This is a genomic window from Pirellulales bacterium (assembly GCA_035499655.1).
Lineage (GTDB): Bacteria > Planctomycetota > Planctomycetia > Pirellulales > JADZDJ01 > DATJYL01.
On sequence record DATJYL010000207.1, the window covers coordinates 21,284 to 35,335 of the forward strand.

General features: G+C 57.0%; 6 protein-coding genes. 3 read left to right on the forward strand and 3 right to left on the reverse strand.

Translation table 11 applies throughout. The features are described 5' to 3' along the window. Positions 1–4 precede the first annotated feature (4 nt). Positions 5–1,135, reverse strand: coding sequence for a glycoside hydrolase family 97 catalytic domain-containing protein (locus VMJ32_15445; protein HTQ40419.1), 1,131 nt, complete (start codon positions 1,133–1,135; stop codon positions 5–7). Continuing rightward, positions 1,081–1,890: a glycoside hydrolase family 97 N-terminal domain-containing protein gene (locus VMJ32_15450; GenBank protein ID HTQ40420.1), complete on the reverse strand. Its 810-nt coding sequence runs from the start codon at positions 1,888–1,890 to the stop codon at positions 1,081–1,083. The genes VMJ32_15445 and VMJ32_15450 overlap by 55 nt, the downstream gene beginning before the upstream one ends. Before the next feature lie 156 nt (positions 1,891–2,046). On the opposite strand from VMJ32_15450, the gene VMJ32_15455 reads away from it, so the two are divergent. From VMJ32_15455 to VMJ32_15465, 3 genes are all read left to right on the forward strand, one after another. Then, on the forward strand, positions 2,047–2,196 hold the full coding sequence (locus VMJ32_15455) for a hypothetical protein (GenBank protein HTQ40421.1): 150 nt from the start codon (positions 2,047–2,049) through the stop codon (positions 2,194–2,196). Positions 2,197–2,356: 160 nt separating this feature from the next. Further along, positions 2,357–7,180: a dockerin type I domain-containing protein gene (locus tag VMJ32_15460; protein HTQ40422.1), complete on the forward strand. Its 4,824-nt coding sequence runs from the start codon at positions 2,357–2,359 to the stop codon at positions 7,178–7,180. Positions 7,181–7,372: 192 nt separating this feature from the next. Beyond that, entirely contained in the window at positions 7,373–12,103 is a 4,731-nt protein-coding gene (locus VMJ32_15465) for an autotransporter-associated beta strand repeat-containing protein (GenBank protein ID HTQ40423.1), read from the forward strand. 244 nt (positions 12,104–12,347) lie between these two features. Here VMJ32_15465 and VMJ32_15470 read toward each other — a convergent pair. Continuing rightward, the coding region (locus tag VMJ32_15470; GenBank protein ID HTQ40424.1) for a putative Ig domain-containing protein at positions 12,348–14,052 on the reverse strand (1,705 nt) is incomplete at its 5' end.

Genomic DNA, 14,052 nt, shown 5'->3' on the forward strand with positions numbered 1-14,052 from the left:
CAGCTCAGCGATCTTTGGAAAATCGGGCGATGAAGCCTCCACCGGCGTTCATTTCAATCGACATTTGGTCGCCAGGTTTGACCGATCGCTCCTCGATTTGGAAATCGGCCGGCTGATCGGCTTTGTCTTTGGCTAGGAACACGTGATAATCGGCCTGCGGAAGAAACGAAAGTGGAACTTGGATGGTGCGAGCCTCGGAGCCATTGAGGATGGCCAAGAACCAAGTATCGCCCCGGCGGCGTGCAAAGGCGGCGCACCGACCAATTTCGGACATCGGCAGCACGATGGTATTGTCCCACACCGGCGGAATGCTTTGAATCAGCGGTAAGGCCGGGCTCTCCAGCAGCGTTTTCGGGTTGGACGCATAGGTGAGCAACGGCGCGGTGAACACGGCGGCCGTGGCCAGTTGATGGGTCCAGGTGGTGTTGCCCCGGCGCTCGGTAAACAGCACGGGCGTATAATCGGCGTGGCCGGCCAGAAAGCGGGTAAACGGAAGAGTGGTATCGTGGCCCGCGCGGTCTGGCACGCTGCGCGATTCCATGCCGCGAATGGCTTCCCGATTAATTTCGTTGGGCCAGGTGCGCGGTTCGCCGGTGGGCTTATTGCTCCCGTGGAAGTTCACCAGCAACTGATTTTCAGCCGATTCTTTGAGAATGGCCTGATACAGATCGATGACTTCTTTCGCCTCGTGGTCGAAGAAATCGATTTTCAGACCCGCAATGCCCAGCGTGTGACATTTTTTGAATAGCTCCTGTCGCACTTGTGGGTCGCGGAGGTCCTTGGAATGCACCCACACAAACAGCTCTACCCCTTGCTGTTTGCTGTATTCGACCAGTTCCTTGATTTGATCGTCCGTCCAACGATTCCAATAGCCTTCGATCACGTTGTATTCGAAGCCGAGCTGACCGGCCATGCGAGAGAATTCTTTGGCGTCTTTATAGTTATCATCGCCGTGGCCGTCGAGATAGCGCCACACGGCCCGGCCGGGTTTGATCCAATCCGTGGCGATGCCCTGGGGAAAAAGTAGTGGATCAGGCGGCGGACACAAATTGGAAACCAAGTCGCTGTTGACCAGCGCGTTCAAATCGTGGCCGACGATGACGGCCCGCCACGGCGTGGCAATGTTTCCACGCACGGTGGCCGGGGTTTGCACCCGCGCGATATCCGCTTTGTTATAGCGCAACTCGTAGGGATGGGAAATGGGATGCTATGGCCCAGGACGACGTGAAGCCCGCGGTGCCCATCGGCCTGAAGCGCCATGCCGGGATAATTGGACAGCGCAGCCTCGGTGACGACGGCGTATCCTGCGCCGCCGGGAAGCTGGCATGTTACAGGCGGGGCCAACCACTCGCCGGAGGTCAGCTCGTCCACGTCGTGTTTTTGATACGTGGCTTCGTAATGCCCTTCAAGAGCGTGATGCCAAACGGTGCATCCGCCAGGAAGCATAAAGACACTGTCTTCATCTGGAACGCGGGCATCTTGTTTGTCCGTGGGAACAATAAAACGGAAAGCAATGCCGTCGTTGTATGCCCGCGCTTCCAGAGTGAACGGGGTATTGCTGGGTTGGTGCCTGAGCGACAGCGTGGCGCCCCGGCAATGATTGACGGCTTGCGAATGGACGCCCCGGTAAGGATAGGTGTCGTTAACTTCGTAGGGCTTGCTCTGGACCAGTTCAACATCGTCGGTGAGCTTGACGTTGTCGATGGTCATGACCAATGCGGAGCGTTCGATCACCGGCTGGTTGTGGAAAGTGGCGGTGTAGATTAAATGTCCGGCATCCTGCAAAATCTGAAAGTGGACGGCATCGTCGGGACTTGCCAATTGCAACAACGGGTCGGCCCAGCCGGCTGTTGGACAGGCGTTGGCTATCAGCGCGGCAGCCACAGCCATACAGCCTGATGTAAATAGCTGCGCTGGTTTTCGCATGACCCTGGCCTTTCCCGAAAATGGAAACTGGTTGTTCGCGGGTCGATTATCCTTCCCGGCCGGAGGCATCGCAAGCGTGGCAGGGATTCCGGCACCCTCACCGGCACTGCGTTTGGCATAGTGAACAACCTGCCCGCCGGCTATACCCTTGGCTACAACTATCAGGGCAACAAAGACATTGCCCTGGTTGCTGTTCAAGAATTCGCGGCACTGGTGTTGGCGGCTTTGGCAGGCTTGGCTTGGCAATGTGCCGTCGGCGAAGGTAGGTGATTGGACGGCATCGTGCTGGATTGTTTTCTCATCGCTGTGCCATCATTCCTGACACTGCATCACCCGTCCGGCATTCGCTTGCCGCTTCACCCTGACCCTGGTTGTTGTTATAGTGGGTGAAGCATTAGGGGGGGCTTCTGGGAACAGCCCGGAGGTCAAGTTGTATCCGGCCAAGATTGTATCTGCCGCGGGCCCGGCATTGCGCTGGGGCTTTGTATTTAGCGGCATCGTTTTTGGTGCGTGGGGCTGGTTGGTGGCCCAAGCCGCTACGGTAGATGTTGCGGCAGGGAATTCCAGCGCTCTAAGCACTGCCGTGACCAACGCCAAGCCCGGCGATACCATTGTGCTGCTGGGGGGCACCTACAACACCGGAATCACCACCCACACCGACGGCACGGCCGCCCTGCCGATTACGGTGATCGGCACCAACGGCGCGAAGCTGAATAGCTCGGTCACCACCACGGGCAGCGGTATTTCGTGCAGCAACGATTATTGGGTTTTTCAAAATATTGCGATCAACGGATTTCAAAAATCGGTCCGCATCGATAACGGTTCCCACGGAATTCTCAACGGATTGGTCTGCACTAATTCCGGCAATGAATCGATCAAACTGAAAAACTCCTCTCAGTATTGGCTGGTCGAAAACTGCTCGGTTTCCAATGCCGGAATGGAGGGTTTTTACTGCGGCGACGCCGACCAGAACTGGGAAGGGGGCGTGCCCGATCAAACCGGCTACGTAACCTTTTACCACGATACGGCCTTCCAAACGTATAATGATGGTTTCGATTCCAAAGAGGCGACCCACGACATTCGCATTATCGATTGTTCGGTCGATTGGAATAACACGGTGCCCGGCGGAAACGACGAAGGGGACAGCGGCGTGTATGATCGCGCGAACGGGATTCAAATTGTCAACCTGAATGCTAAGAACAACGGCTCGGTGGGAAATGGCGTTCGCGCGAACCGTCTGACGGCGATGAATGGCGTGGCTTACGGCAGCGGAGCGCAGATTTACGGCCTGGTGCTCAACAACATGCAAGGCACATTGCTGTCGACGAATCAATCAGATACCGCCTTGTACACGAACTATTCGATGACAAACGTGGCCGGCGGATTGGGTGATTCCGGCCACACGCAGCCCAACCCCGCCACGTTTTCTTTGACCGGCTGGAATGACCCCAGCGGCAGTTTTCCCACCATCAACATGGTATGGGACAACAGCCAATCGGCCGTGGGAAATGGCACTACGTGGGATTACAACCAACAGAATTTCAACGATCCCGGCGTCAACGGCAACATTCCGGTCATTTTTTTCCAGGGCGTAAACGTCGTGTTCAACGACAGTAATAATGGCCATTACAATGTGAACATCGGCGCCAGCGTCAGCCCTGCAGTGGTTATCGTGAACAATAGCTCGGGCAACTACGTCTTCAGCGGCAGCGGCGCGATTACGGGAGCTGCCACCCTGACCAAAAGCGGCACGGGAGCGCTCACCATTTCCAACGCCGATACATACAACGGCAATACCACCGTCAACGGCGGCACGCTGGTCGTCAACGGCAGCGTTTCCTCCAGCGCCTTCATCGTCAATTCAAGCGGCACGCTGCAGGGCTCGGGCAGCATTGGCGGCAGCGTAACGATTGCCTCCGGAGGAACGCTCAAGCCGGGTAACTTTTTCGGCGCAACTTCGACCCCGGGTGCATTGCACCTTGATGGGGGCGTGACGTTCAGCAGCGGGTCCGATTTAAATATCGTTTTAATGGGTAACATTCCGGGCACGCAGTATTCACAGCTGCAGGTGCAAGGGCAAGAGAACTTTGGAGGAACGCTCGATGTTTCGCTGAGTGGTTTTTTGCCTCAAGAAAACAATTCATTCGATATCCTCGTGGGGGGTTCGCGCAGCGGCATGTTCAGTACCGTAAACCTGCCCACCATGAACGGCCGCATTATGTGGGATTCATCGCAGCTTTACACGACCGGCAATCTGACGGTGCTGAAAACGTATTACGCAGGTGATTTCAACCGCGATGGATATGTGAACGCGGCCGATATTTCAGCCATGATGGCGGCCCTGCTCGATTTGCATGGCTACGAATCTGCCAAAGGGCTGACTGATCCGCAATTGCTCCTCGTCGGCGACGTGAACGGCGACGGCAAAGTCAACAACGCCGACATTCAAGCCCTGCTCAATTTGCTGAAATCCGGCCGCGGCTCCACCGATCCCGTCCCTGAACCCGGCACTTCCATCCTTTTGATCATCGGTCTGGCTGCATTTTTCCAATTTACTTCCAAGCGCCGTCCCATCGCGCTTGCTTTGTGCTTTCTGGCAGTCATTTGGCTTGCACCGCAGTGCGCTCGCGCCGCCACCCCGGTGGTGGTTCAGAACGAAGCCGGCTTCGAAGGCCTGGAAGAACCCACGGTCATTTATTTTCCCGACACCAACACCTTTGAGAACGATCCCACCAATTTTCAAAACCACATGGATGAAGGGGGCGGACTGTTCCGCGATATGCTCCGCAACTATTACTCCACCTTAGGTTGGTGGGACGGCGACGGCGCCGATGCCGGCAACACCGATCGCCAGCGGGTCGAACCCAAGGGGATTGTCGGCCTGGGCCATCAGCAAGTCGAACAAACGTTTGAGTACTCATTCGATTTCCGCACCGACCCCACCTTTCAAGCCACCAGCGACTTCTGCCATATTTTCCAACTCAAAGCCACCAACGGCGACGACAGCCCGCCGCTGGCCACCATCTCGCTTTATAAAAGCGGTTCCGGCATTCAGGGGCGAGTCGACGCATTTTCTGACGGCTCTACCGGCAACACCACGGAATCCATTCCGGTGACATTCTCTTACACCGCCGGCCAGTGGATTCACTTTGATATTCGCATTACCCCCTGCGCCGCCGGAGAAAGTACCGGCCAAATTCAACTTTCGGTCAACGGCGGCGCCTTCACCGGCATTACCAATGCCCCGGTAGACTTGACCGGCTCGACCGACTTCCGACCCAAATTCGGTTTTTACCGTGGCATTTCCACGACCGATGGCGTGCCTGCGGGCCTCTCGTGGGTCGAGCACGACGCCATCACCGGTTACATCGGCACCAACAACGTGCTGACGTGGAATGGCACGGCGACAACCAATACTTGGGATAACAATACGACGCTAAGCTTTTTAAACGGCGCCAGCGCCACATCGTTCGGCATCAACGATGAAATCAATTTCACCGACGCCGCGGCCAACACGACGGTCAATATTTCAGGCAATGTCTTCCCCAACTACATTCGCTTCAATTCGTCGAAGGACTATACGATTTCTGGGACCGGCTCGATTGTCGGCGGCACGCTCCGGAAAGATGGCGCCGGCACGCTCACGCTGGCCACCACGAATTCGTATGACGGCTTGACCGATGTCACCGCCGGCACGTTATTTGTTACCGGCTCGATCGGCAATACCTCGCTGGTTTCCATCACCGGAGGCACGCTCAAAGCCGGTTCCACCGCAGCGCTGGGGACCAACTCCACCATCGGCACACAAATTGACGGCGGCACGCTCGACATCAACGGATTCAATCTGACTACGGAGCCGATTTCGGTCGATGGCACAGGCGCAGGCGGCGTGGGGGCGATTATCAACAGCGGCGCTCAGCAAACCAGCGCCCTGACCAACGTGACGCTCACCGGCGACACCACCTTCGGCGGCACCGGACGCTGGGATATTCGCGGCACCGGCGCGACGCTGAGCACCGGCGGCGGCAGTTACAATTTGACGAAAACGGGCACGAACCAGGTGTCGTTCGTCGGAACCAACGTCGATGCCGCGCTGGGCAACATCAGCATTAATCAAGGCGAGCTTTGCTTTCAGACCAGCACCACTTCCATGGGCGACCCCAATAAAACCGTCACCGTGGCATCGGGCGCGGTGCTGGGATTTTACAACACTTCCGCCGTCATGAGCAAGCTCTGCACGCTCAACGGCGGCACCATCTGGGGCGAGAGCGGCACCGGCACGCAAAATACTTTTTCCGGCGTTATTACGCTGGGCGCTTCCGGCGGCGTGTTCGATGCCGGCAGTGCGCTCACCGGCGGCACTCCTAACACTAACGCTGTCCTCACGCTCAGCGGAGCTATCGGCGGCATCGGCACGCTAACCAAAAACGGCCCCGGCACCGTCACAATTTCGGGAAGCACCAACACCTGGTCGGGCGGCACCAACGTCAATGGCGGCACGCTCACCGACAGCGGAATGATTCCTGGCACGATCTTAGTGAACTCTACCGCCACACTTCAAGGCGCGGGAAGTGTTGCCGGTTTGGTTACCGTTGCCAGCGGTGGGACCATTTCGCCCGGCACCGGCGGCATTGGCACGATGTCAGTCGGATCGCTCACGCTGAACAGCGGCGCGACCGCCGTCTTCCAATTGGGCGGCGCAACCAGCGTGCAATTCGACCAAATTCACTCCACGGGAAAAGTGATGCTCGGAGGCACGCTATCGGTTTCTCTCACGAATAATTTCCTGCCGTTTTGGGGAACCAGTTTCGACTTATTCAATTGGACTTCCGAGTCGGGCACATTCAGCGCGCTGAATCTTCCAACCGCCAACGGCCGAATCGCCTGGAACACCACGCAGCTTTATACCACGGGTGCTATTTCAGTAGCCGCTACTTATCTGGCCGGCGATTTCAACCGCGATGGATATGTGAACGCGGCCGACTTATCAGCCATGATGGCGGCCCTGCCCGATTTGCACGGCTACGAATTCGCCAAAGGGCTGACTGATCCACAATTGCTGCTCGTCGGCGATGTTAACGGCGATGGCAAAGTGACTAACGCGGATCTGCAAGCTTTGTTGAGTTATCTTAAATCCGGGGGCGGCTCTACCGACCCGGTCCCCGAGCCGGAGGGGATCGTGTTGCTATCTCTGGGCATTTTGGCACTGCTTTTCCAGCATCGGGGTGGGCTCGACCGTTTCCAGACCGAATAGTCTGGGCCCATGAAATCAGGTTATTGCGGGGTCTGAGTCTGCCGTTTTTAAAATTTTTTCGAAAAGTGCTGACGCGAAATGAATTCGTGGTTATACTGACGCTACGCCGGGTTTCGGGGGGATTTTTTATCAGGTCCGGGGAAGAAGGCTGTGATGGCCCGGCTCGGCGTTTCTTTGTTTGTTATTCTGCAGATGGCGGTTATTCTGCGGACTGCGCTTGCCGATGCGCCGCCGAGCAGTTGGGTTTTTTATGGCGCGGATGGCAAGCTGCAATATCAGGCCACGGCCGCCGGCGACACCATTCCTGATTTCTCCGGCGCCGGCTACATGGGTGGAACCCAGAATATTCCATTAGTGCCCGTGGTGCTGACGCTGAATCCCAGCCCCACGCCGACGGACGATACGGCGCGCATTCAAGCGGCCATCAATCAGGTGTCCGCCATGCCTCTGGTCAACGGCGTCCGCGGAACGATTTTATTCACGGCCGGCACTTACGATATCAGCAGTACGCTAAACATTAACGCTTCGGGAGTTGTGTTGCGCGGGCAAGGGCAAGGTCCTACGGGCACGTTGTTTTATTCCACCGGCACAACGATGTACAACGTGATCGAGGCTGAGCCGACAGGGAGCGATTCGTTTCACGCTGTGAGCGGCACAACCTCCACGATCGTCGACAGCTATGTGCCAGTTGGGGCGACTTCGTTCAGCGTTTCTTCCGCCGACATCAGCACGTACCACGTGGGTGACCAAATTGTGGTGAATCGTCCCTCTACCCAAGCGTGGATCACGGCCATCGGCATGGATGCTACGGGCTTGGGAACTGAAGCCTGGAGCCCCAACAGCAGTTTTATCCAGGCTGACCGCACCATCACGGCCATCAATGGGGACAAAATTACGGTGAATTTGCCGATCACTACCTCGTTGGATTCCACCAACGGCGACGCCTATGGCGGCGGCACGATTTTCAAGTACACGACCAGCCGCATTAGCAATGTGGGCGTGGAGAACATACGGTTCGACACTGTGTTTGCCTCCACCAGCGACAACAATCACGCCAACCGCCCGATCGAATTCGACGGCGTATCGAACAGTTGGATCCGCAACACGACCACGCTGCACTACTACAATGGCCCGTACTTTGGCGCCTACAGCGAGTTCGACACGATGCAAGACAACGTGTTTCTTGATGCGGTGGGGGATGCCCACACCGGGGGCTTTGCGCTGGGAGGGCAAACCGCCGTAATCCAGCGCAACTACACCGACAACACGCACGCGCCGTTTGTCACACAGGATTCCCATACGGTTGGCCCCAGTGCCTTTGTTTTCGATACGGCCAAGGATTCGCTGCAATCGGTGGGTCCCCATCAGCGCTGGGCCAGCGGCGTGTTGTGGGACAACATTAAAGTGACCAATGCTTCCAGCGGGAGCGGCGGCATCGAATTGGTCAATCGCGGCAATTTCGGCTCCGGGCAAGGCTGGGCTGGAGCGAATATGGTTACGTGGAACACGAATTCTCCCTGGATCGACGTGGAAAGCCCCCCTACGGCACAGAATTGGGCCATCGGCGCCATTTCGCCGGATCGCCGAGTAGATTTTACCGGGCCGGAGGGAATTTACGATTCCTTCGGCACGCCGGTTTCCCCCAACAGCCTGTACATAGCGCAACTGAAGCAGTCCTTGGGCACGCAGCCCACGGCCACGGCCACGCATCAATTCTCGGTCGGGCCGAACACCAATTTCACCGGCCCGTCGGTCATGCCGTATATCGATCCGGACTGGCAGGCGCTGGTCCAGTCGAGCGACATGCCGGGGAGCGGCTCCGTAGTGGGCTTCGATAATTCCACGCTTAACGCCCGCCGCGCTGCGACCATTCTGTATAGCCTGAAGCCGCAAGAAAAGGTTGTGTCCGGCACGCTCACGTTGAAGGTCGAGGCGCTGGCCAATTTGACGACAAACGATTCTTTCTTCTTGGGCAGCGCCGGCATGGAATTGGATTTTGACATGATGGGCCAACTCCCGTGGTCGAAAAATCAAATTCGCACGATCACGCTCGACCTATCAGATATTTACGGACCTCTGCTGGGGCCATTGCAGAACGATTCTCTCACCGCCGGCAAATTCAATTTGTTTTGGAATGGAAATGTGAGCATCGATTCTGCACAATTGACGTTGGGCACCATTGGATTTACTTCAGGGGTTTCCCGTACCTGGAATGGCGCTGGCGCCAACGCCAATTGGACCACCGGCGCCAATTGGGGTGGCACGGCCCCAGCCGCTGGCGACAGCCTGGTGTTCGATGGCACGCTTGGCCTGGTCAACACGAACAACCTGGCGGCCAACAGCCTGATCACCGGCCTTGCTTTCCAGAGCACGGCTGGCGCGTTTGTCATCAGCGGCAACGCCATTACCATGGGCGGCGACATCACCGATCAGTCCACAGCGCTGCAAACGATTAACTTCGGGCTGGCCCTGGATACCACCCATACGGTGAACGTCACCGGCGGCGGCACGTTGGTTTTAGGCGGTGTTGTTTCCGGCAACGGCGCGGGCCTGACCAAGACCGGATTGGGCACTTTAAAGCTGATTGCCGCAAATGCTTACAGCGGGCCGACCACCGTGAACGGTGGAACGCTGATTTTGGATTTTGCGCCCGTCGCGCCTAGCTCCATCCTTAGTTCTTCTAGCACGGTTGCACTGGGGGGCGGGGCGTTGGCCGTCAACGGTGCGGCGGCCGGTTCCATCCAGACCGTGAGCAGTTTGACGCTGAATGCCGGCGCTTCGGCCCTTTCTGTTACGAGTAATGGTTCGGCAACGTCATTAAACTTGGGCGCCATCACTCGGGCCGTAGGGGGTGCGGTGAACTTTACGCTTCCCACAGCCGGCAGCATCACCACCACGACCGCCAACGCCAATTTCTCCGGAGGCCAGCAATCCATCATTGGCGGCTACGCCACCGTGGCCGGCGCCACCTGGGCAGTAAGCGCTTCCGATGGCAACACCCCCGGCGCGATCACTGGCCTGGCCAACTACGTCACCAACGTTTTCACCGCAGGCAAAGATGTGGATTTAACCTCCAGTCAAACCAGCGCCTCCACTTTGACGATCAACTCCCTGCGATTGTCCGGCAACTCTTCCGGTCAAACGGTCACTCTCAGCAATCCGCTGACCGTGGCCACCGGCGGAATCTTGGTGACCAACCCCAATGACGAAACGCTGTCGGGCAGCAGCATCACCTCAGGCAATGGACAGGATGTGATTTTCCAAATCAAGAATTCCGATCACAACCTAACGTTGAGTTCGCAGATTACCGGCAGCGTGGGTCTGACGCTGATTGGCGGCCCTGATTCCGGCGGCATACCCAATCGTGGCCGGCTCAAACTGGAAAATTCCACCAACAATTTTGTGGGCAACATCACCATTGCTAGTGGGCGGCTCCAGCTTGATGCCGCAGCGCTAGGGGATCCCAGTAATTCCATTGTGATCATGGGCGGCCTCAATGGCGGCGGACAATTGTTCGACAATAACGTGGCCATTGCCGCCACGCACCAAATTTTGATTTCCGGGCTGGGTTTTGCCGAAGGATCAACGTCGGGCAGTTACGGCGCCATTCGTGTCCGAAACACCATTTCCAGCCCGATTTTGCTGACCGGCGACGCCCGCATCGGCACCAGCAACAGCGGAATATTGGCCGGGCCGATTTCGGGCGATAATGAGTTGTCGTTGGCCGCAGATTCCGGTCAAACGCTCACCCTTTCTAGCGCTGCGAACGATTGGACAGGCGGCACGCGCATTGAGCGCGGCAAAATTGTGCTGGGAGTCGACAATGCTCTGCCCACCGATACGCTATTGACATTTGGCTCGACTATCGCCCCCGTCGGCCCGTGGAGTCCGCGAGGCAGTGCCACGCCCACACTGGAGCTGAACGGCCACAATCTGCAATTGGGTGGCTTCACGATTCAGTCGCCCCTGGACACAGGCTACAGCGGAACCCCCACGATCACCAACACCGGCAACACCGCGGACTTGCTCACGATTAATAACACGGCTGATTTCAATTTCGCCGGCACCATCACCAACGGCGCCAATTCGCTTTCGGTAATGAAGCTTGGCGCGGGCACGCAAACCATATCGGGCACCAATAGCTACACGGGCACAACCACCATCAACGGCGGCGCTTTGGTCATAGGAGCCGCTGGCGCACTGCCCACGGGCGGTGCGGTCGTCAACAATGCTGCGTTTAACGTCGATGCCAATACATCGGCGGGCAGCGTGTCGGGCACGGGAACCACAACCGTAGCTGGCGGAGTTATCTTGAACGCCAGCAGTTTCGCGCAAGGTAAGTTGACAATGCAGCTGGCCGGTGCCGCAGCCTCAGCCAATGCCAAGCTAAATGTCTCCGGCACTTTGACGTTGGCAGGCAGCAGCTTAGAGGTGGTTGCGATCGGTGGCTTCACACCATTGTTGGGGAACAGCTTTGATCTGCTAGATTGGGGTAGCCGTAGTGGATTTTTTTCATCCGTGGAACTGCCCGCGCTGGGAAATTCGCTGGCCTGGAACACCACCCGGCTGTATACGGCGGGCATCCTCTCGGTAATTGACAGCAATTATTTGCCGGGAGATTTCAATCGCGATGGCGAAGTCAACGCCGCGGACGTTCTGGTCATGGAACAGGCGCTGACCAATTTGCCCGGATACCAAACCGCTAAAGACCTAACCAATGCACAATTGTTGGCAATCGGCGATGTTAACGGCGACGGCAAAGTCAACAATGCGGATCTGCAAGCCCTGCAGAGCTTTCTCGAATCCGGCGGCGGTTCCACCGACACCGTGCCCGAGCCGGCTGGGGCCGTGTTACTATCTCTGGGCACTTTAGCACTGCTTTTCCAGCGGCGGACTAGGGCTCGATCGTTTCCAGTCCAATAAGCCTGGATTCATAAAATTAGGGCATGGCTGGTCCTGATTTCGCTGCGGGTTTTTTCTTGAGAAAACTGCTGACGCAAAAAGAATTCGTGGTGATACCAACGCTACGCCTGAATTACGCTCCCGCGCTTCATTATCGCACCCATGGGCGACATCTGGCATTCTCTCGACATCGCGCGGAGCAAGATCTTCGGTACTCATTTCAGATGGCGCCCATGGGTGCCCGTTGCCGGACAAGATGAGCAGATCATCGACCGGATTCGGGCGTTTTGGGCGTGCCAATTTTCAACATCAGGGCGCCGTGAAAGGGAATGGTGGATGTATACTCGCTGTCGAACTGGCCAAGGTTGCGCTGCCGCCATAAATCTCGCACGGCTTGCGGCCCACTTAACTGCAAGTCAGACCAGCGGACAGTAGCCTCGACGGGATCGGCCACTTTTTCGAGGGCTGCTTTCGCTTCTGCTTCCGTGTCGAATTCGGTGGATTGTTTCGATTCGAGATTTGTAAGTTTCCAAGCACGTGATGATGGTGGCGGCTGCCCGGCTCGGGCGCGGGGTGGAGCTGTCAATTCGTACCGGCCGCAGTTAAACAACCCTACCGCGAGCGTGCCGTCGGCCAAAGGACGGGCCAAAATCTCGATATCCGACCGTTTCTCGTCTTTGATATGTGTGGCTTGTTTTCCCAAGGGATCTTGATTGACGGCCAATACTTCGTCGTTGGTTAATAACCCCAGAGTGAAGTCGTCCAGCTGCGTCATGTCACAGCCGATCAACAGTGGCGCTGCCAACAGACTCCACAGCGTGATGTGGGTGTATTGTTCGTCGGGGGTTAAACCTGTGGCATGAAGTTTAGGACCCCAACCCACCATACCGACCACCAACATATCAGGATCGTTCCAATGGCCGGGACCGGCGAATTGTGCCCATTTATCTTCGCCAAATCCCTTGCTGCTCATCGACGTCCAGTTGTCGCGAATGTCGCCCGAAGTGCGCCAGGCGTTGGACAATCGAGCCCAATCCGCCGCGCCGGAAAAAGGCGCGCTATTAGAAAGACTGAGTACAATGTCACGCTTACTTTTACGAATGGCGTTCAGCATTTCCTCGACTTGCGGCGGCTCAATCGGATTCCAGTCATATTTCAAATAATCGAAACCCCACTCCGCCCATTGCCGGGCGTCGTTGGCGGCAAACGGATACGGACCCACCGCCCACGGCAGGATTTTTTTGTTGACCTGCTTAGGACCGGTTGGTTTTTCCCAAGTTCCCTCGGGGTCTTCCGCCGACCCGCCAGCATATCCAGCATAAGACGTGACCCAAGGCGTGGAGTAAATTCCCGGCTTCAAACCCAGCGCATGGATTTCGTCGCACAGCTTCTGCATATCTGGGAACTTCTGATTGCCTTGTAGGGCGTTGAACTTGCCGCCCCGTTTGCCTTGCCAGGTATCGTCAATATTGATGTACGTCCAACCGTGTTTGATCAGTCCCTTGTCGACCATGGCATGGGCGGCAGCCAGAACTTTCTCTTGATCGACCGCACCAGCAAAGCAATTCCAACTGTTCCAACCCATGGGCGGTGTGAGGCATATTGCATCGCCAATTTTGATCCGTAGTGGCTTGCTGTCGGATCCCAATGAATTTCGGGCCGTGAGTGTGACCAAGTATTCGCCTGGTTGGGTCAAGGTGCCGGTGATGCATCCGGTCTTGGAATTCAACGACAAACCATCTGGTAATCCTTGAACGGCGTACGAAATCGGCTCTTCGCCGGTGGCGGGAATCGTGAACAAAACAGGACTTTCAGGCCGGGCCCCGAAAACACGTGCGCCATTGATTCGAGGCGTTGCCGGAGGGGCGGGCGTGAGAATTTCAGCGCCACATGCCTGGGTGTATTGCAGAGCAATTAACACCAACAGGACGATGATGCTAACGGTTAACTGCTTTGTGATTGACGAGGTC

Bases quoted from the DNA above. Each gene is read 5' to 3' on its own strand.
- VMJ32_15465 (HTQ40423.1), top strand. From the start codon at position 7,373: ATGGCGGTTATTCTGCGGACTGCGCTTGCCGATGCGCCGCCGAGCAGT.
- VMJ32_15450 (HTQ40420.1), bottom strand. From the start codon at position 1,890: ATGGCTGTGGCTGCCGCGCTGATAGCCAACGCCTGTCCAACAGCCGGC.